The organism is Mesorhizobium sp. ORM8.1 (assembly GCF_053005525.2).
The window spans coordinates 5,850,047-5,868,479 of the sequence record NZ_CM132600.1; the positions used below are offsets into that span (position 1 = coordinate 5,850,047).

An 18,433-nucleotide genomic window follows, 5' to 3' on the forward strand; every position below is an offset into this window, starting at 1 on the left:
TAAATACCGTCGCCCGAACCTTTACTCGCGTTCGTGGTACCCGCGCGAAGCGAAGCATAAAGGCCAGTTGCTACACCGGCCTAGATGCGATCAGCCCGGCGTTGCTCTGCTTGGCGTGCCGCCAGCCGGACCGGAACGGACTTGGCAGCGGGAACGTGCGCCTTCTCGGCCCGATGCCACAATGGAATCAGGGGGTTGAGTTCGGGATAATAGCCGGCACAGTTTCCAGACGGGATCGAATAGGGCGTCACCCTTAGCCCGCGAACGCGCCGCTCGACACCATCGTCGGCGGCCGTTTCCAAGTCGACTTCGTCGCCTTCGGACAGTCCGAACCTTGCAATGTCCCGCTCGTTCATCAGCAGCACCATCCGGGTTCCGTTGATGCCGCGCAGGCGGTCGCGGTAGCCGTACACCGTCGTGTTGAACTGGTCGTTCGAGCGGATCGTTATCAATGTCAACACGTCCGGCTTGGAGACATTGATATCGGGATCGGTTTCCAGCATCGTCGGCGGCTTGAAATTGGCCTTCTTGTTCGGTGTCTCCCACACGCGTTTCGATGCTTTGATGTCGCGATGGAAGCCGCCGGGCGTCAGGAAGCGTTTGTTGAAGTCCTTGAAATGAGCAGGGTAGCAGCGCTCGATTTCGTCCCTGATCCGCGAATAGTCCGTAACCCAGTCATCCCAAGGTACAGAGCTCCGGTCCGCCACGGTTGCTTTCGCCAGTTCCGCCACGATCTTCGGCTCTGAAAGCAGACGCGGCCCGGCCGGCTGGCGATAGCCGAAGGAGCCGTGAATACACGCGGTTGAGTCCTCCATCGAGACATGCTGCTCGCCGCTTGCCTGAACATCCCTTTCAATCCGCGACAGGCAGGGCAGCAGATAGGTGACTGCTCCAGGCAGGAGATGGCTGCGGTTGAGTTTCGTCGCGATCTCGACATGCACCCTGAGGTGTCGCCATGCCTCTTCGACCAGCCCGGTTTCGGGCACGGCGCGAACGAAATTGCCGCCAAGCCCGATAAAGGCTTTGACCGAGCCGTCGATCACGCCTTCGCACGTCTCGACCGTGTCGCGGCCTTTCTCGCGCGGCGGCTCGAAATGGTAGAACTCGGCAAGCTTGTCGAGCGGAACGAGTTCAGGCTTTTCCGAGATTCCGACTGTGCGCTGGCCCTGGACATTGGAGTGGCCACGCAAAGGCGACACGCCGGCGCCCGGCTTGCCGATGTTCCCACGCATGAGCAGCAGATTGCACAGCATATGGACGTTTTCCGTGCCGTGCCGGTGCTGCGTCAGGCCCATGCCGTAGTTCCCGATGACTGCCGTGGCCTTTGAATAGATCTCGCCGACATGCTCCAGATCGGCGCGCGTGATGCCGGATCGCTCGACGATCTTGTCCCATGGCGTGCGGCGCAGATAGGCCTCGAATTCATCGAAGCCATGCGTGTGCTCGGCAATGAACGCGGTGTCGAGGACGCGCTGAGCGCCAGCCTGCAATGCGGCATTGTCCAGCGCCAGCACGGCCTTGGCTATTCCCGTCATGGCGGCGATGTCGCCGCCGCCGCGAACCTGGTAGAAATCGCTGGACATCTTGGTGCCGGGGCCGGGCGATAGCATCTCGACCGGGCTTTGCGGGTTCTTGAAGCGTTTGAGCCCTCGCTCCGGCAGCGGATTGAAGGTTATGACCGGCACGCCGCGCTGGCGCGCCTCTTCGATTGGATGCAGCAGCCTGGGCGCGGTCACGCCGGTGTTGTGTCCGAAAAAGAACATCATGTCGCAATGCTCGAAGTCCTCGATCTGCACGGTCCCCACCGGCGAACCGATGGATTCCGGCAACCCGACAGATGTCGATTCGTGGCACATGTTGGAAGAGTCCGGCAGATTGCTCGAACCATAGATCCGAGCAAAAAGCTGGTACATGAACGAGGCTTCGAGCGAGGCGCGGCCGGAAGTGTAGAACACCACCGATTTTGGGTCGAGCTTTCTAAGTTCGTCGCCGATATCGCGGAACGCTGTTTCCCACGAGACCGGCTCATATTTGTCGGTGACTTCATTGTAGCGCATCGGTTCGACAAGCCGGCCTTGTTTCTCGAGATCATGGTCCGGCCAGTCGAGCAACGCGTTGACCGGGTGCATGGCAAAGAACTCCGGGCCGCAGCGGTGCTTGGTCTGGTCCCAGATCGTCGCTTTGGCGCCATTTTCACAAAACTCGAATGGACGCGGATCGGCGGGCTTCGCCCATGAGCATGAAACGCACATGTAGCCGTCGGATTTGTTCTGGCGCATCAGCGTGCTCCAGATGCCCGAGACAAGCAGGCCCTCGCCGCTTGCCTTGCGTATTAGCGATTTGAGCGATCCCCAGCCGCCGGTGGGACGATTGTACGGATGGATGTCGACGTGGTCGGTGACGGAGGGCTTCATTCGCGATACTCTAAACAGTTGGATTTGCTTTCCAACTCGCGATTCCGGACCTTGTTCCCCCGCCTCGTTTCCGCCGGGTCACGGTTTGGTGGCGGCAAGGGAGCACAGCATTTCGCAGGCGACTGGTCGCCTTGAGTGGGCTAACGAAGAAGCTGAAACAGCAGCCGCGAGCGTGACTACATTTCGCTGCCGTCGATGATCCCAGCCTCTCCGTCCGAGAGGTTGGTCCGGCGGAGTCGTTTCAAACGGACTGCCAGTTTGTCCGGCCTGCTGCTGACGAACGCAACACCCGCGGCCTCGAAGGCGTAGCGGATTGCCTCCAGCTTATGCTGCGCCGGGATCCGGCGGCCGTCTTCAAACGCGCGGATCGTCCCTTTGCTCAGACCTGACCTGGCGCCAAGCCGCATCTGGGGCCAATTCAGAAGTGCACGCTCCGCTTTCGAAAGCTCTGGTGTCAAATTTGCCAAGAAAGTCATCCGTTTGTTGTTTGCAACAACGGCGCCATGAGCAGTCCGTTCCGTAGGCGGCCGCTTGGTTTGGCTTGCTGTCCAAGAGGCGAGTATCGTCGCTTTGAAGTGAGTTCGTTCCGGAAAGGAACGTTCGCGATTTTCGTGCATTCTTCGTAATCTGCATTCATCACTTGGGGCCTGACCATCTTGCCCAGAGACAGCGCCATGAGGACCGAAGAGGCGGACAGTGCTTCCATCGTCGATCTCATTCCAGCCTTGCGTGCTTTCGCGCGCACGTTCTGCCGCGTGCCGGAGGATGCCGATGACTTGGTGCAGGAAACCTTGACCAAGGGCCTTGCAAATCTCGACAAATTCGAGCCGGGCACGCGCATGAAGTCCTGGCTCTTCACCATCATGCGCAACACCCACTATACCCGCATCAGGGCTGCGGCGCGCGAAGCGCCCGGCCTGCTCGACTGCGCCTCCGGCCGGCCTGTTTCGGAAGCGTCGCAAGACTGGTCCGTTCAAAGCAGGGAAGTGCACCAGGCGATCCAGAAGCTGCCGGCACATCAGCGCGAGGTGCTGATGCTGATCGGCGTGCTCGGCGTTAGTTATGAGGAGACGGCCGAGATTTGCGGCTGCGCGGTCGGAACCGTGAAAAGCCGGCTCAACCGTGCGCGGGCGGGTGTGCTGGAATTTCTGGGAGAGACGTCATCTCACGCACTGGTGGAGAAACGTCATCCACTGGCCGAGGATCACTGGGATTCGGCAGCCAACGGAGGCTAGCCGGACATCAATTCGTGGTTTCTTGCCGCCGCCTTTGGACAAGTGCATTCTGCAATTCGATGGCAAGTTGCGTCAGGCGATCAGGAACCTTCTCCTGTTCGATAGCGCTCAACAATGTTGCAATCTCGGTGTCCAGTCCCAAGCCGGCGTGGGAAGCGAGGTTACGCGAGCCTATGCGAGACATTGGTTTTCTCTAAACAAATGGTAGCCCCTTGGCGCCACTCATCACGGACGGTTGTTGCAAATGTGCTCTCGGCGATAGAGCCGATCCGTTCCGAATCTACACAACATTCTGGTTCCGACAATGGCGGGCGATCTCATACATGGACTGGCCCACGCCAGGAGACCGATGACATCAACGTCGACAACGACTCGGCACGGTCTCACCGTCACGAAAGTCGCCCTTCATCGCCTCGGCGCCAGCAGGATTGATCGCTTCCGTGCCATGCACCTGCTCCAGCAGCGCATCCAGACGCGCACCTTATAAGCTCCTGGCGACCAATGAAGCCCCCGTCGCCAGTATGCGTTTCACGACGACTCTTTGCAGGTTTGCCTTCGGGCAGCCTTGGTTTTTGGTCCCGAACTGCCTGGCAAAAGGTTTGTTCCCATGCTTCATCAAGTTCCTTTTGCTCAATGCGCCGCTAAAGGTGCTCCGGCGCCAAGGCGCTGCTTTGGAACATTGCTTCGTCGCCGCTGTTAGGCTGCTCATCGGCCGACAGCAAGAAAAGGAAATCGGGATGTCCGAAGCGGGGCGGGGGTATGCTTATCGTCCTGCGGCCGCATCGCGTAGGCAAAGCTTGCCTGATTGGCGAAGCTGGCGTGCTGGTAGCGCCTGACTGGAGGTCGACTCTGTTTTCGGCAGGGGTGCGTTCGGCGTCCACGGTGATGCTCCTTGCAGCGGGGCGCCTCAAGCTCCGGCTGGATCTGGATGTTCCATTGGGCAGAACAGGACCAACGGCCCGCGGTTTCAATCCTCCGCATGAGCCAAACCCCGTCCTACCATTTCCGGCCAAACAGTTTTTTGTCCGCCTGGAACATTGGCGAAGGAATTCAGTTTGGTGTCGCTGCAGATGTCTCCGCGTGGTGTTTGTTGAAGATCCGTGGGCAACATCTGATCGGCCCGCGTGATCGGCCCGCGCCCACGCCCTCAAGGGCGCGGGCATTCGCGTCGCTCGGTCCTGCGGCGAAGGCCTGAGGATTGGTAGTCGAACGACGAACAGGAGTGAGTCATGAAGCACCAGACACTCGATCAACTGCAATCAGTCGCGGACATCAGTCCGCTATCGCCAACTCCGCTCGCGACAAGGACGCAACGGATAGAGCGGTGGGCGCAACTGCTCGATAGAAATCCGACGCGCTGTCTTGCCGCGCTTACCGGCACCGAGCATCTGCACCCCTGTGTCCGTGCGGAAGCACGAGCGGCGGGATCGGCGATCACCGTCGCCTTCGACGATCCACTGCTGCGCGCATCGGGCATGCAATCGGATACTTACGGCGAAGCCAAACGCTTTTTCGAACTCTCCGATTGGCAATTGCATGAGATCGTCTGCAGTTGCCATGCCGGCGCCACGATGCAGGCCGGCTGGGCCGCTGGACGTGTCCGCAGGATCATCAATGGAAGCAAGATATTGGCTTGGTTGAGAAAAGGATTCATGGCGCACTGAATATAGCGCCGGCCTTGATTCTCCGGACTGCGGAATTGCGTAGGCTGCCCGACCAATCGCTGAAAATCAATGTAGCAGACCGGCCGAGTTGCTTGCGACCCGTTTCAGGATGGAGTTCAGCCATAGCTCGGTGGACATGCCGGCAGGACGATCAGCTACGTCGCGAATGGCTAGCTCCAGCGTCATTTCGATCAGCCGGTCTGCGGCCTTGGCGTCCGGAAGCATGAGGCGCGCGGCCAGCCGCAGTTTCGGCAGCAGCGTCATCACATCAAGCGGATCCTCTAAGCGCTCCTGCGGGTCCTTGCCGGGAAAAAGCGCCGCAATGATTTTTCGCCGATCGGCCGGCTTCATCAGGTTGGCGACATGATCGAGCCGGGAGGGGATGACGTTCCGGTCATACGCGCTAAAGAAGACGAAGGGGACGCCGCGCTCCAAAAGGCGATCGGCGACCGGGAACACGGAGGCGCCGTGGAGGTCGATGTCCAACACGGCCGCATCGGCACGTTCGACCAAAGATTGCGCCTCAGCGACGGTAGAAACCGGACCTAATATGCTCGCGCCTAGTCCGGCGAAATAACGCGCGATGTCGTCAGCGACGAGGAACTCGTCTTCGACAATCAGGATCTTGGTTTCTGCAAGAAATTCCACCTTATCTCCCAACATTGTTGAGGCCGACAGCCACCGGCAAAGGTTTCCATTCCGCTTCCACTCACGGGAACGGTTTGAGATTCCTCGGCATGAGACATTGACGTACCCGAGACCTCGCTCAACGCCGCCCGTTTCAAGTTGTTCCCGCCGGTGGCTTTGGCCGGGTGCAGGATAATTGTTGAAAGCTTTGGGCCAAACCGGCCTTGTGATCGCCGTTCGGACGGAGCATGCTTTGGCATGGACCAGATCGGGCGTCATCTGGAGGATTTGCGTGTCTTGCAGCGCGAACTTCGCGACGAAGCCGAATTGCTATGGATCTTGTCCAGGCGCACAGCAAACGACCTCGGCGATTCCGGTGATGACCTGCGCTCGATGATCGAGGTGGCGCGGGAGAAGAATCGATCCGCGCGTCTTGGCCGCGATCTTGCGCAAATGCGGCTGCTGCTGATCAAAAACGCTTGACGCGGCGATGCTCCGGTTAGTTCCCTAGGCAGAACCAGCGTAGTCAAACGTCGTTGCCGCCTTATCTACAGTGGCGCAAGCAATCGGAAGGCGGGGTAAGTGTCGCATAACTCAAGATTGCCGATCGTCGGAATTGGCGCTTCGGCTGGCGGCATTCCGGCTATGGAAAGTCTTTTCAGGGGTCTGCCGGACGCGCCCGGCATGGCCTTCGTCGTCGTGACCCATCTTAGCCCTGAGCGCGAGAGCTTGCTGCACGACGTGCTCGGGCGCTACACCGCAATGCCCGTAACGATCGCCGAGGACGCAACGGAGGTCGAGCCGGACAAAGTCTATGTGATGCCGCAAAATGCCATCCTGACGATCGATGACGGCAAGCTGCACCTGCGGCGACCGACCGCGGCGAGCCGTGAGCGCAAACCGGTCGATATCTTTTTCGGTGCGCTCGCCGAAGACCAGGGTGAGTACGCCGTCGGCGTCATCCTGTCGGGCGGCGACGGCGACGGCACGCTCGGCGCCAAGATGATTAAGGAACATGGCGGCTTCGTGCTGGCGCAAGCCGGCGACGGCTCAGGCCCGCGCAATCCTGACATGCCGCAGAGCGCGATTGCCAGCGGCGTCGTCGATATGGCCGTGTCCGCGGAGGAAATGGGCGAAAAGCTGATGGACTTTGCCCGCGGCTTCGACAGTCTCGACAGACTGACCGAAAACAGCGAGGACGCGTCGGAGGATATCGACGCGCGCGCGCGGAGATTTACGACATCCTGCGGTCCCAGTCCGGCCATGACTTTTCCGGCTACAAGACCAAGACCTTCATCCGCCGGGTCAAGCGACGCATGCAGATCGGCCAAATGACATCGCTGTCCGGCTATATCGACCTGCTGCGCAAGGATCCGCGCGAGGTCACGGCGCTGTTTCGCGACCTCCTGATCAACGTCACCAACTTCTTTCGCGATGCCGACGCCTTCGAACTCCTGGAAAAAAGGTCGTGCCGAAGCTATTCGAGGGCAAGACCGCCTCCGACACGATCAGGATCTGGGTGCCGGGCTGCGCCACCGGTGAGGAGGTGTATTCGATCGGTATGCTGCTGCGTGAGCATATGGACACGTTGTCGGCCGTGCCGAGGATACAAATCTTCGCCACCGATATCGACGAGCCGGCGCTCACGGTTGCGCGCTCGGCACGCTATCCCGTCAGCATGCTCGATGGTGTCTCCACCGAGCGGCGCCAGCGGTTCTTCAACAATGAGAACGAGAGCTTCGTTCTGACCAGCGACGTGCGCGAACTGTGTGTCTTTTCGCCGCACAGCGTCATCAAGGATCCACCCTTTTCGCGCATGGACATGGTCTCGTGCCGCAATCTTCTCATCTATTTCGGCCCGGATATCCAGAACAGGGTGATCCCGATTTTCCACTACGCGCTGAAGCCCTCCGGCTATCTCTTCCTCGGCACCTCGGAAAGCATCGGCCAGCACACTGACCTGTTCGCGACCGTCGACAAAAAGCAACGTGTCTTCAGGGCGCGCGAGGATGTATTGCCAAAGTCGCGCCTGCCGCTGCTGGTCGGCGAAAGCAGCCGGGGGGTTCCATTCCTGTCCGATGGGCGACCAGGCAGGATAGGCGAACTCGCCGGCTATCCGCTGCGGCAATCCGTCGAATCCCAGGTTCTGGAACGCCACGCGCCACCGCATGTCGTGGTCAATGCGGAAGGCGACGTCGTCTACTATTCGGCGCGAACCGGACGCTATCTCGAACCGCCCCAGGGCGTACCCAGCCGCAACCTGCTCGGCATGGCCCGGCGCGGTCTGCGGCTCGATTTGCGCGCCGCGCTGCGCGAGGCCGTGACGACGCGTCAAATCGTGCTGCGCGAGAACGTCGCCGTCGATGGCGAGGACGACCGCGTGCAGCTCGTCAACATCACGGTCGAGCCGTTGCCCGACCGCGGTAGCGGCGAGCCGTTCTACCTTGTGCTCTTCCAGTCGGTCGGACCGTCCCGCGACAAGTCGGACGCCGAGCGCGGCAGCAGCTCTCCCGATGACCTGGCCCATCTCGAGCGCGACCTGCGCGAAACACGCGAGCGTCTACAATCGACCATCGAGGAGTACGAGACGGCATTGGAGGAGGTGAAGTCCTCCAATGAGGAACTGGTCTCCGTCAACGAGGAGGCGCAGTCGACCAACGAGGAGCTCGAGGCCTCGAAAGAGGAGATGCAGTCCCTCAACGAGGAGCTGAACACGATCAATGCCGAGCTGTCCGGCAAGATCGAGGAACTAGACCACGCCAACAGCGACCTGAAAAACCTGTTCGAGAGCACCGACATCGCAACCGTGTTCCTCGACCGCGAGTTGGTGATCCGCAGCTTCACGCCAGCGGCTTCATCCTTCTTCAATCTGCGCCCATCCGATGTCGGACGCCCGCTCACGGAGCTTTCCAACCAGCTCGATTATCCGGAAATGCGCAGCCACATCGAGAAGGTTTTCGAGACCGGCGAGCCGGTCATCCACCATCTGGCGCGCGATGTGCGGGGCCACTACCACATGGTTCGGCTCATTCCCTATCGCGACAAGGGCGCGCGCATCCACGGCGTGGTGGTGACGCTGGTCGACGTAACCCCACTCGCCGAAGCCGAGGAGCACCAAAAGGTGCTGATCTCGGAGTTGAACCACCGCGTCAAGAACATGCTGGCTGTCGTCACCAGCATCACCAACCGCACCGTCGAAACCTCTTCGACCAAGGAGGAATTCGCGGCCGCTCTGCTTGGGCGGCTCCATGCCATGGCCCGCGCCTACGGGATGCTATCGCGCGAGGGCTGGACGGAAGTGTCGATCGCGGAACTGGTCATCCAGGAGGCGGCGCCCTTCGACCCGCAACGTTTTTCGGTCTCCGGCCCGTCGATCAAGCTCAGACCTCAGCAAGCCTTGTCGCTCAGCATGGCGATGCATGAACTCGCAACGAATGCGGCCAAATACGGCGCCCTCAGTGAACAAGGCGGCAAAGTCGATATCGAATGGTCGCTTCGCGATCACAACCTTGGCCTTACCTGGACGGAAATCGATGGCCCGCCTGTCGTCGACCCGAAACAGGGCGGCTTTGGCCTGTCGCTGGTGAAGGGCGAAATCGAATACCGTCTGGGTGGAACAGCGGAAACCTTTTTCGATCCGGCGGGTTTGAGAGTACGCATCTCCGTTCCGCTCGACCGAAAGACCTGAGTTTGGCAGCCGCATTGCGCATCCTGATCGTGGAAGACGAGTGGCTGATCGCCGCGGACCACGCAGCGAGTCTGAAAAGTGCGGGCCATCGTGTCGTCGGACCTGTGCCTTCCGTGAAGGCAGCCCTCGACCACATCGCGCAGGAAAAGATCGACGCCGCGCTGCTCGACATACAGCTGAACGGAGAAACGAGTTACCGGATCGCTGAGTCCCTGCAGGAAAAGAGCATTCCCTTCGCTTTCGTCACCGGTTATGGGACATCCGAAATCCCGGCCAGATTCGCCGCCGTACCGGTGGTACAGAAGCCGGTGGCCGCCGATGGCCTCACCGACGTGGTCGCGGCGCTGGCCGAGAAACGGTTGAAACCGGAAGGAGAGTGAGTGCTCGCCGATCCGGTGGTACTGATCCTGATGTATTTCGTGCTGCCGGTCTGGCTGGTCGCCGGCTTTGCCGACTGGCTCTGCCACCGCGCGACGCACATAGAGACCACGACGGGCGCGAAGGAATCGCTGATCCATCTGCTGATGTTCGCGGAAGTGGGTGTGCCGTTGCTGGCGGCGATGTTCCTCGAGGTCAACGCACTGATTATAGCCGTGATGATCGTCGCCTTCCTCATTCACGAGGCAACGGCAATGTGGGACGTGCGCTATGCCACCACGGCGCGAACGGTCGGGCCCGTCGAGCAGCATGTTCACAGTTTTCTGGAGATGATTCCGCTGATGGGCATCATCAGTGTCGTCGCGCTGCATTGGAGCCAGTTCCTGGCGCTGTTCGGCTTCGGCAGCGAGCCGGCCCGTTACGACATCACCTGGAAACAGCAGCAATTGCCGGTGAGCTATATTTGCGGCGGTGATGATCGTGATCGTGCTGTTTGAATTCCTCCCCTATCTGGAGGAGTTCGTCAGGGGCTGGCGCGCCAATTCAGGTCGCCTGGTCCCGCCAAAGGCAACGTGGCACGAACCCGGCGATACCACGCTGCGCTAGGTGTGCGGTCCCCGGAATGAGGTGGTGCGGATTAATTTTAAAGTTGACGGGTCCTTTGTCCACGCGTCGCAGATCACCTGATAGGGTGTTTTCCATCTCATGGCCTTGAGGTGCTTGGCGAAGTTGTAGGCGGTGACAAAGGCCAGGACATGGGCCCCGAGGCTTTTCAAGTCGTCGTAGTCGTAGATCTTGATCGTGGCGTCCTTGATGGTTCGGTTCATCCGCTCGGCCTGACCATTCGTCCAAGGATGGTAGGGTTTGTTGAGCCGATGCTCGATGCCATTGGCGATGCAGACCCGGTCGAAGATGTGCGGCCCAAGGAAGCGTCGGCTGGGACCGTTGCGGTTTTTGGGCAGATCGGCGAAGGCCATGCCGTTGTCGGTGAGCACAGTGTGGATTTTATAGGGAAAGGCGCCGACCATGTTCCTGAGGAAGGCCGCGCCTTCCATCTTGCCGGCGCAGGCGTGGAACTCGACGTACGTGAACTTCGACACGCGGTCGATCGCCAGGAACATGACCAGCTTGCCGTCCGCATGCCGCAGTTCGCAGCTGTCGATATGGACATAGCCAATCTCGTAGGTCCTGAACCGCTTGCGCTGTTCCTTGACCATTTCGACCGGCAGTCGTGAGATGCCATGGCGCTGGAGGCAGCGGTGCAAGGCGCTGCGGCTGAGGTTAGGGAACCTATCCCTCAGGCAACCCAGAACATCGTCCAGCGGCAGCAGCGTCTTCTGGCGGAACGCCACCACCATAGCCTCTTCAGCCGGTGTCAGCACCGTGCTTCTGGGCGTCTTCGGACCCATCGGCGCGTGGCCGTCGTGGTCCGCTCGCGCCACTTGGCCACTGTCTTCGGGTTCAGCCCATACCGGGTGGCAACCTGGTGCTCGCTGGCGACGCTTGGAGCTCGGCTCGAAGACTCGGCGTCGTGCGGGCGCTGCCGTGAAGAACACTCGCCATAGGGCATCCTCATCCTGACGACTCAGGTTCGATGATGCACCCATCACACTCGGGGACTACACACCTAGTCCAGCTGTTTAGTCCAGGCTGCCGATCGTTGCAGACGACGCGTCACCGAGCTCCAAGAAAAATCAGCCGCCTTGGTCGAGAGCGTGGGGCGCGGGTTGCTGGGCGCCTCCGGCGGGGCGTCTTCTATCGCGGTCGAACCAAAGCCAGAGGGCGACCAATATGACCAAGACAACCGCAATCCATGGGGTAGCTCGAGCCATTGCAGTTTCTTTTCTCGCGCTGCCCGTATTTTCTAGTCCCCTTGCTTGTTGATGGCGGGGTCCGAGCCGGCGCCGACCGTCGGGTCGCGCGCAACAGGACCGCGCTCGGCTTCCGAGCCTTCGGACTCGACCTCCTGCACCGCCTGGTCCCAATGCTCCTGCTGGCGGCCTTCGGGACGTCGCTCACGCTCCCAGAGTTCATGCGCGCGGCGTTTGATGCGTTCTTCCCTGTCCATGACCGAGCCTCCCCGAGGCTCCCTAATCTCGGGCCTTGATGTTTGTTCCATTGAACGGGCGGGTTGGTTTGTGACCGGGCCTGCCGCGGGAACGGTCTTGGCGTGGCGCGGTTGTTATCCATTGAACCCAACCGGAGAAACGTCATGAGCAATCAGGAAAATCGCCGGGAAGCCGGCGCCACCAAATACCCCGCCAACGCCGATCCCGACCCGTCCGATGCATTCTCGCAGGACGCGGCAAATAACGAAAAGCCGGCCGGCGGAATGGGGCTAACCCGCAAAAGGGGCGAGGTCGAGGACAAGACCCACCAGTCGGACGGTCAAAATGCGCCGGGCCGCGCGACGCCCAGCTCGGCAACGCAAAAGACCTCCGGTGCCGGCCCGTCGATCGCCGAGCGTTCCAAGGATGCCAAGGCGCCAAGGACCGGTCGCCAACCGGGGCCTATGTGAAGGACTAAGGAAAGGGCTGAACCGCCTGCGCGCGGTCGGCCTGCGACATAAGGCCCGCCAGAGCGGCGGGCCAATTTTCGCGGCAGCCTTAGGCGGAGGCCTACTTGTTGCAGTTCTGCGTGTTGGACGCAGTGGTGCCGGTTGCTGTGTTGTTGTCGGTGTCGTTGCCGGCTGCATCCTTGCAGCGGTCGTTCATCCCGTTCGAATTGGTCGTGCTGTTGGTGGCGTTCGGATCGACGGTGCCGTTGTTGGTGCCGCCCGCGCCGCCGCCGCTACCGGCTCCTGTCGTCGTGCCGGTGCCATTGCCGGTACCCATGGTTGCGCCGCCGCTGGTGTTGCCGCTGCCGGTTCCGGAGCCAGAGCCGGTCTGTGCCATGGCCGAGCCTGTCAAAGCCAGCGCGAGAATCGATGCCGTGAGAAGTTTGATCATTGTAATCTCCTGGTTTGATCGCCTGATTGCGATACGGTCCGAACCTCCAGACGTTTGAGATGTTCCCAGTCGCCGGGCATTCCAAACAGTATTTCGCGATCGCCGGAAATCGTCATTGAGAATGCGGGTCAGATCCACGTCCCGTTAGGTGGATGTCTCTATCGGCTTGTGAGCTGCATTCCGGTATGACGGGCCCTGGCGCTTGTTCGAGCTTGGCATCGCAGGCGCCCGGGCTGGACCTTGCGAGACAAACGGCCGGCCTCACGCTTGCGGAACAATCCTGACCTTCATAGGTTTGGGCTGCCTGGTAGACAGCAGCCTAAGCGTTCGGAGCTCGAACCGGGCGCTGCAACCGAGCTCGCCAATGCAAGCACCTTCCTTTTGCGACAATGCTTCTGCGCATCGGCTATTTGGGCGGCGGCCGAAGGACGGCCCCCCGGTGCTCCTTCTCCATGGTTGGCCTGACGATGCAACGACGTTTGCGGACGTCGTGCCTTTCCTGCACTCTGCCGGCTTTCGCACCTTCGCGCCGTGGCTGCGAGGGTTCGGGCCGACGGCCTTCCTTTCCGATGCAACAATCCGTTCAGGCGAGATCGCTGCGATGGCGCAGGACGTGCTCGATTTCGCCGACGCGCTCGGGCTTGAGCGATTTGCCGTGGTAGGCCACGATTGGGGCGCACGCATCGTCTATCTGCTCGCCTCGGTCTGTCCCGCGCGCTTGAGATGTTGTGCAGCGATGTCGCTCGGCTGGCAGCCCGGCAAACTGTCGACACCGCCTTTGGAACAGGTGAAGGCATTCTGGTACCAGTGGTTCATGGCCACGAAACGCGGCGAGGAAAGCGTGCGAAAAGACAGGCGCGCCTTTGCCCGCTTCCAATGGTACAATTGAGCCCTCCCGGCTGGTTCGACGACGAACTTTTCGACCGTGTGGCCAACTCATTTGAAAATCCCGACTGGGCAGACGTGACCCTGCATTCCTATCGCGTGCGGTGGGGCGAGACCGAGCCTGATCCGCGTTACGCCGAACTGGCGCGCAAACAAATAGAAGCCCAAAGCATCACGCTACCGACACTTCTGTTACACGGCGAGGCTGACCGCGTCGTGTTGGCCAAATCGTCGGAGGGCAAGGAGCGCTATTTCAAGGCTGGCTATGACCGGCGACTGATGCCCGGCGTCGGACACTTCCCGACGCGCGAGGCGCCGGAGCAAGTGCGCCAGGCGCTCGGAAAATTTCTGAACGAGCAAAACGAATAGGAGGAGTTCCCTCTCGCCAGGCGGGAACAACTTCATGCGCTCTACGTTAGGCGCGCTCACAAGGAAATTCCCAAATGATCGTTGGAAGAAGATTCTAATTCTCGGTGCCGAAGCACGCAGCCACGCGCGCCCTGCCGCTGCGGCCAAGACAGTCCAGTCGGATAAAAACATCCCGTCAAGACCCGCGGCCAAGGTGATCACCAAGGATATCAGCATCCCTGCACCGGCCGCAAACCGTCCGGCACAAGCTCATGCGGAAGCGATTTAATGGAATGAAAGCCAGAATGCGCAGCCTGCTGGCCGAGCTTCTTCCGGCCTGGGTGCATCGGCAGAAATCCGAGGCGCCCGACCTCGACCGGGTTCGGGCGTCGGCCGAAGCCAAAACAACGCTCCGGGAACCGGCGAATCCGGCCAACCGAAAGCAAACCAGAGCGTGACATCGCTGAGAGACTAGGTCGGTCAAATCGTTCTGGAACATTCCTTCTTGTCGACGGTTCGACCTGACATCCATCCAAACCATCCTCAAGGAGACGGGAATGCCTAGGAAAGCCAATCGGACCGACGAGCAGGCGACGGCTGCCATCCACGATCAGAAGCTGGTCCGCGGCAATGGTGGCGAGCTGCATCAGATTGCCGAAGGCAAGACCGAGGTACTGACGACGGCGCTTGGCGTTCCGGTTTCGGACGACCAGAACACGCTCAAGGTCGGCGAACGCGGGCCGACGCTGATCGAAGACTTCCACTTCCGTGAAAAAATCTTCCACTTCGATCATGAGCCCTGGAATGGCCATCGCACCCAACCCGGTCGCCAAGCCACCGGCGCCTCCGACGACGGCGCCGATGCCGGCGCCGCTGGCTGCGTCCTCACTGGCGGCGGAGGCGGCATTCTGGTCCCGGCCATCGGCATTATTGGCGACAATGCTGATGTCAGCAGCCGGCACACCTACGGACTCGAGCTCGCCTACGGCGTCGGAAGCGTCGTCATAGTCGTCGAACAGTGCGGTGATCGTTTGCATCGTGATCTCTCCTCGTTGTGACTTATTGCTGGCCGGCAAAAACGTTGCCTTGATAATCAAGCGCGACGGAGGTGCTCTTGCCGTCCTTCTTCCCCTGGCCCCGCCAGATGCCCTGGGCATCCTTGGAGAGGAAGAGACGTCGCTATAGCCGGCGTCCTGAATGCGGTTCATGGCTTGCGTCTCGGTGAAGCTGTTGGCGCCCGGGACCGGCGCAGCCGGTTTGGGGCTCGAGCTCGACTTGACGAACCGGCATGCCTGCGTCCGCCGTCGACGGCATCGCCGAGGCGATCTTTTCGATCATGTCCTGATGCATCTTGAGTGTCAGCAGCGTCTCCGCCGCAAAGGCCTTCAGCGTCGCATTATCGCCGTCCTTGGCGTAGGACTGGAACAGGTTGACGGCATCGGCATGGGCGCTGCGCTGCAACTGAACGTAAGGCTGGTCGAAGCCGTTCGAGGTATTCCGCAGTTTCTCCAGGTCGCTCTTGTGCGCGGCGTCGGATTCGGCCGGCACCTGCAACTTCTGCTCCCCGGCGATCGATTGCAGCTTGGCATTGGCCGCGCCGTGATCGTTGATCATCTTCTGGGCGAAGTCCTTGACCTTTTGATCCTTGGCATGGCCTGCGCGATCTTGCTGGAATCGACTTCGAACATTCCGCCGATGGCTGCCTTGTTGACGAACGTCAGCGCGTCGTCGGCAGAGAAGGCGGGCGGTGCGAACGTCACCGCCGATGCCAATGTCAGCGATGCAAGCCTTTGCTTCAATCGGGGTGGGAGCGGAACAAGCAGCGAGCAGCTTTGTTGCCCGGCAAGCGGTTCGTTCGGGCTATTCCGATCGGTCGCGCTTGCCGCCTCGACAGAATTGTTCATCTCGGCACTTTTCGATGATGCTTGGACTTCTTGATCGGAACGGTCTCGCTCTCAAGAAAACCATGATCCGCGATCATCAGCGCTACCGCTTCTTCAGTGGTCAATCCGCACCTGCGGGCGAAGTAGCTCGCCTCGGAAACGACGCCGGCGCTCACCCGCTGCAGCTCATTGTTCCCCGATTCCAACTTCCTCTTGCCCATTTTCGACCTCGTATTGCCTGAAGCCGCTCACGCCTAAAACCGCCACGACGCCTAACCGGCGAAATGGCAAAATGATCCATGTCTCGCACCTGCGCTTCCTGGGAACCCTGAAAGGGGCAGGTGCGTTGGCCGCTAAAAGGCGGAACGGGTTGGCTGATGGAGCGAGATTACCTGAAACTGTTTGTGTTCGGTACGCTCAAGCACGGCTTCGCGCTCCATGACCAAGGCCTGCGTGGGGCTGCTTTTCTTGGAGGCTATTGCACAGCGCAGGTCTATCCGATGGTGGTCGCAGGTCCCTGGTATGCGCCGACGATGATCAATACTCCGGGCGCCGGGAAGCGCGTGACCGGAGAGCTTTATGTCATCAATGCCGAGCAACTGGCTGCTCTCGATGAATCCGTAGACAAGCCCGGCAATTATCGCCTCGACATCAGTGTCATACCTGAAGCCGGCGGTTCTCCGATCCGAGCCATGGTTTACATGAAGGCGACGGACCTGCAGTGCCACGGCACACGCAGCCGCTCGACGAATATCTCGACAGTCGTTTCATCCCGCCATGGTTGCGATAGTTCATGTCAAGCGATCCAGCCGCGAACATCAGCAGAACATCATTGCATCGTGGCGCGGTCATGTTCTTTGGTGCGGGTACCTCAGTTCCCGTTGGCAAATTCCTGGCGCCGCTCAATAGCGCGCCTGCATGATTTCTCGCGTAGTTTCGCGACAACATTAGGTTCCGCTAAGGTTTGGCATAACCCTCTGGATCAACGGGCGGAAGGCGCGGGAGGTGTCTTCGCAAATGCCGTTATCTTCAGCCAAATCTCGTCGACGTTGAAGCGGCAGGATGGAACATTAGCCGTCTCTAAAAGTTTGATGTTTGCGGCAGGCGATGCCCTGCATCCCCTGCCGAAGATCGCGCATCCGATCGGACCGCGTTCTTAGAGGCGTGGGCTTCCACCAAGCGGGAGAGAGAGCATGAATAGGATTATTTGGCTCGTTGGAGCCATTGTGATCGTCATTGCAATTCTGAGCTTTTTGGGACTGCGGTAAAGCAAGGGATGCCCCAGTCCGTCGAACCACCAATCCTACCTGATGGCAATCCAGATCGGATGGTCAACTGTGAAGTCGCGTTGGAAGCCGCGTTTGCGGAATTGGTGACTGCCGCAGAAGCACAGGGGTGGACACCGCATGAAAGCGCCGAAGCGCTGTTGAAGATCGCGGGCGAGCACCTGCGGAAAGTTGAGGCTAGTTTGATAGATGAAAACTGATTGGGAGTCGGTTCTTCTGGGTGGATCTGATGGCTGACTGCGCGGACCGAAACGTCAAGTTCGCCAGCCGCGGCCGTCACGTTCGCATCGACCGAACGCCTCGAAGGCTTGGGAGCGTTTGATCCGCAGCCGATATCGAGAAAGGTCTTGCTCTGTAGGTCTCCCACCAAGCGGCGAAGACCGGTTGCGGCCGAAATCGTAGCGCGTCCATAGGTTCTCCACCCGGTCGCGGCTTGCTTTCCCTTGTCAGAAAGATGCGAGTACAAAGGAAGAGGAGTGTTGCGGCGATCGGTAACACCGGCTGTGTAGTCTGTCTTCCGAGGCACGATGTAGCTGCCGGTTCGAAGTTTGCTTTCTGCGCCGCGAGTCACCGCCACAATTGTATATCCGGTTGGAAGTGAAGCAGTCTCAGTGACGTCAATTTCTTTACACCAACCGATCAGTTGGCCGCTGGTCGCTTTAGCCAGGCGCGCAGTCGACGATTTTTGCAAAGCTCTGCCGATGAGTAAATCGGGTGCGCCATCTCGACATGCCGGCAGACCGATGCAGCCTCTGGATCGCCCACGCTGTCGCGTCCATCTGGACGTTCCTTAGAGTTCATCCGAAGTGACAAAGGAAAGCGCGACCAAGTCGTCCCCATCGATGGAGCCGCGACGATTTTCCAAAAGATCTGCGACCCTTTCAAATGCCTGCATGTCGTCGACGCTCACGCTGGCGGCCTGCATTCTCCTTTGCAAATCCGTCACCCTGGTCTCCAGGGCCTTGGAATTTCTGGTCATAATATCTCGCGGTATCGACACAGTTACCTCCGGCTTCGATGGATGCCCGCCAGATCGGGGAAATGGCGGACATCCAACCAACTGACGACGAAGGGAAC

General features: G+C 60.2%; 18 protein-coding genes and 5 pseudogenes. 13 read left to right on the forward strand and 10 right to left on the reverse strand.

Features of this window, described 5'->3' with window-relative positions; translation table 11 throughout:
• Nucleotides 1–80: 80 nt before the first annotated feature.
• Nucleotides 81–2,414, reverse strand: coding sequence for an FdhF/YdeP family oxidoreductase (locus ACVDG8_RS29340; protein ID WP_447251561.1), 2,334 nt, complete (start codon nt 2,412–2,414; stop codon nt 81–83).
• Nucleotides 2,415–2,590: 176 nt separating this feature from the next.
• The gene (locus ACVDG8_RS29345) at nt 2,591–2,881 is read right to left on the reverse strand and encodes a helix-turn-helix domain-containing protein (RefSeq protein WP_447251562.1); all 291 of its coding nucleotides are present in this window, start codon (nt 2,879–2,881) and stop codon (nt 2,591–2,593) included.
• Nucleotides 2,882–3,088: 207 nt separating this feature from the next.
• On the opposite strand from ACVDG8_RS29345, the gene ACVDG8_RS29350 reads away from it, so the two are divergent.
• Both ACVDG8_RS29350 and ACVDG8_RS29355 read left to right on the forward strand, forming a co-directional pair.
• Entirely contained in the window at nt 3,089–3,649 is a 561-nt protein-coding gene (locus tag ACVDG8_RS29350) for a sigma-70 family RNA polymerase sigma factor (RefSeq protein ID WP_447251563.1), read from the forward strand.
• Nucleotides 3,650–4,878: 1,229 nt separating this feature from the next.
• Nucleotides 4,879–5,313 carry a hypothetical protein gene (locus ACVDG8_RS29355; protein WP_447251564.1) on the forward strand — a complete coding sequence of 145 codons (435 nt, stop codon included), beginning with the start codon at nt 4,879–4,881 and terminating at the stop codon, nt 5,311–5,313.
• Between the two features lie 66 nt (nt 5,314–5,379).
• On the opposite strand, the gene ACVDG8_RS29360 is transcribed toward ACVDG8_RS29355, so the two are convergent.
• Nucleotides 5,380–5,961, reverse strand: coding sequence for a response regulator (locus ACVDG8_RS29360; protein WP_455707333.1), 582 nt, complete (start codon nt 5,959–5,961; stop codon nt 5,380–5,382).
• Between the two features lie 237 nt (nt 5,962–6,198).
• Here ACVDG8_RS29360 and ACVDG8_RS29365 point away from each other — a divergent pair, with 237 nt between their 5' ends.
• The 5 genes and pseudogenes from ACVDG8_RS29365 to ACVDG8_RS29385 all read left to right on the forward strand — a co-directional run bounded on the left by ACVDG8_RS29365 (nt 6,199) and on the right by ACVDG8_RS29385 (nt 10,612).
• Complete coding sequence (locus tag ACVDG8_RS29365; protein WP_447251567.1) at nt 6,199–6,423, forward strand: hypothetical protein; 225 nt, start codon at nt 6,199–6,201, stop codon at nt 6,421–6,423.
• Between the two features lie 99 nt (nt 6,424–6,522).
• A pseudogene (locus tag ACVDG8_RS29370) lies at nt 6,523–9,628 on the forward strand (CheR family methyltransferase).
• 14 nt (nt 9,629–9,642) lie between these two features.
• Nucleotides 9,643–10,008 carry a response regulator gene (locus ACVDG8_RS29375; RefSeq protein WP_447251568.1) on the forward strand — a complete coding sequence of 122 codons (366 nt, stop codon included), beginning with the start codon at nt 9,643–9,645 and terminating at the stop codon, nt 10,006–10,008.
• Nucleotides 10,009–10,503, forward strand: a complete 495-nt coding sequence (locus ACVDG8_RS29380; RefSeq protein WP_447251569.1) for a diguanylate cyclase — start codon at nt 10,009–10,011, stop codon at nt 10,501–10,503.
• Nucleotides 10,487–10,612: a hypothetical protein gene (locus tag ACVDG8_RS29385; protein WP_455707888.1), complete on the forward strand. Its 126-nt coding sequence runs from the start codon at nt 10,487–10,489 to the stop codon at nt 10,610–10,612. Before ACVDG8_RS29380 ends, ACVDG8_RS29385 begins: the two co-directional genes overlap by 17 nt.
• A gap of 9 nt (nt 10,613–10,621) precedes the next feature.
• Here the strand turns inward: ACVDG8_RS29385 and ACVDG8_RS29390 are convergent.
• Together ACVDG8_RS29390 and ACVDG8_RS29395 are read right to left on the reverse strand one after the other, a co-directional pair.
• A pseudogene (locus tag ACVDG8_RS29390) lies at nt 10,622–11,569 on the reverse strand (IS481 family transposase); the annotation flags it as partial.
• 301 nt (nt 11,570–11,870) lie between these two features.
• Nucleotides 11,871–12,074, reverse strand: coding sequence for a DUF2934 domain-containing protein (locus ACVDG8_RS29395; RefSeq protein WP_447251570.1), 204 nt, complete (start codon nt 12,072–12,074; stop codon nt 11,871–11,873).
• Between the two features lie 144 nt (nt 12,075–12,218).
• On the opposite strand from ACVDG8_RS29395, the gene ACVDG8_RS29400 reads away from it, so the two are divergent.
• Nucleotides 12,219–12,524 carry a hypothetical protein gene (locus ACVDG8_RS29400; protein ID WP_447251571.1) on the forward strand — a complete coding sequence of 102 codons (306 nt, stop codon included), beginning with the start codon at nt 12,219–12,221 and terminating at the stop codon, nt 12,522–12,524.
• A gap of 100 nt (nt 12,525–12,624) precedes the next feature.
• Here the strand turns inward: ACVDG8_RS29400 and ACVDG8_RS29405 are convergent, their stop codons facing one another.
• The gene (locus ACVDG8_RS29405) at nt 12,625–12,954 is read right to left on the reverse strand and encodes a hypothetical protein (protein ID WP_447251572.1); all 330 of its coding nucleotides are present in this window, start codon (nt 12,952–12,954) and stop codon (nt 12,625–12,627) included.
• Between the two features lie 439 nt (nt 12,955–13,393).
• On the opposite strand from ACVDG8_RS29405, the gene ACVDG8_RS29410 reads away from it, so the two are divergent.
• The 3 genes and pseudogenes from ACVDG8_RS29410 to ACVDG8_RS29420 form a co-directional block, all read left to right on the forward strand.
• Nucleotides 13,394–13,843 (forward strand): alpha/beta fold hydrolase, encoded by a 450-nt coding sequence (locus ACVDG8_RS29410; RefSeq protein ID WP_455707334.1) that lies wholly within the window; start codon nt 13,394–13,396, stop codon nt 13,841–13,843.
• Nucleotides 13,840–14,208: an alpha/beta fold hydrolase gene (locus ACVDG8_RS29415; protein WP_455707335.1), complete on the forward strand. Its 369-nt coding sequence runs from the start codon at nt 13,840–13,842 to the stop codon at nt 14,206–14,208. The genes ACVDG8_RS29410 and ACVDG8_RS29415 overlap by 4 nt, the downstream gene beginning before the upstream one ends.
• Before the next feature lie 536 nt (nt 14,209–14,744).
• Nucleotides 14,745–14,984, forward strand: a pseudogene (locus ACVDG8_RS29420) (catalase); the annotation flags it as partial.
• On the opposite strand, the pseudogene ACVDG8_RS29425 reads toward ACVDG8_RS29420, so the two are convergent.
• From ACVDG8_RS29425 to ACVDG8_RS29435, 3 genes and pseudogenes are all read right to left on the reverse strand, one after another.
• Nucleotides 14,982–15,224, reverse strand: a pseudogene (locus ACVDG8_RS29425) (general stress protein); the annotation flags it as partial. The pseudogenes ACVDG8_RS29420 and ACVDG8_RS29425 overlap by 3 nt on opposite strands.
• Before the next feature lie 22 nt (nt 15,225–15,246).
• A pseudogene (locus ACVDG8_RS29430) lies at nt 15,247–15,986 on the reverse strand (DUF4142 domain-containing protein).
• 101 nt (nt 15,987–16,087) lie between these two features.
• Complete coding sequence (locus tag ACVDG8_RS29435; RefSeq protein ID WP_447251574.1) at nt 16,088–16,291, reverse strand: hypothetical protein; 204 nt, start codon at nt 16,289–16,291, stop codon at nt 16,088–16,090.
• A 156-nt stretch (nt 16,292–16,447) separates the two neighbouring features.
• Between ACVDG8_RS29435 and ACVDG8_RS29440 the strand changes: the two genes are divergently transcribed.
• The gene (locus tag ACVDG8_RS29440) at nt 16,448–17,230 is read left to right on the forward strand and encodes a gamma-glutamylcyclotransferase family protein (RefSeq protein ID WP_447251575.1); all 783 of its coding nucleotides are present in this window, start codon (nt 16,448–16,450) and stop codon (nt 17,228–17,230) included.
• 116 nt (nt 17,231–17,346) lie between these two features.
• Nucleotides 17,347–17,556 (forward strand): hypothetical protein, encoded by a 210-nt coding sequence (locus ACVDG8_RS29445; protein WP_447251576.1) that lies wholly within the window; start codon nt 17,347–17,349, stop codon nt 17,554–17,556.
• Between the two features lie 590 nt (nt 17,557–18,146).
• On the opposite strand, the gene ACVDG8_RS29450 is transcribed toward ACVDG8_RS29445, so the two are convergent.
• Nucleotides 18,147–18,335, reverse strand: coding sequence for a hypothetical protein (locus ACVDG8_RS29450; protein WP_447251577.1), 189 nt, complete (start codon nt 18,333–18,335; stop codon nt 18,147–18,149).
• Nucleotides 18,336–18,433: the final 98 nt, after the last annotated feature.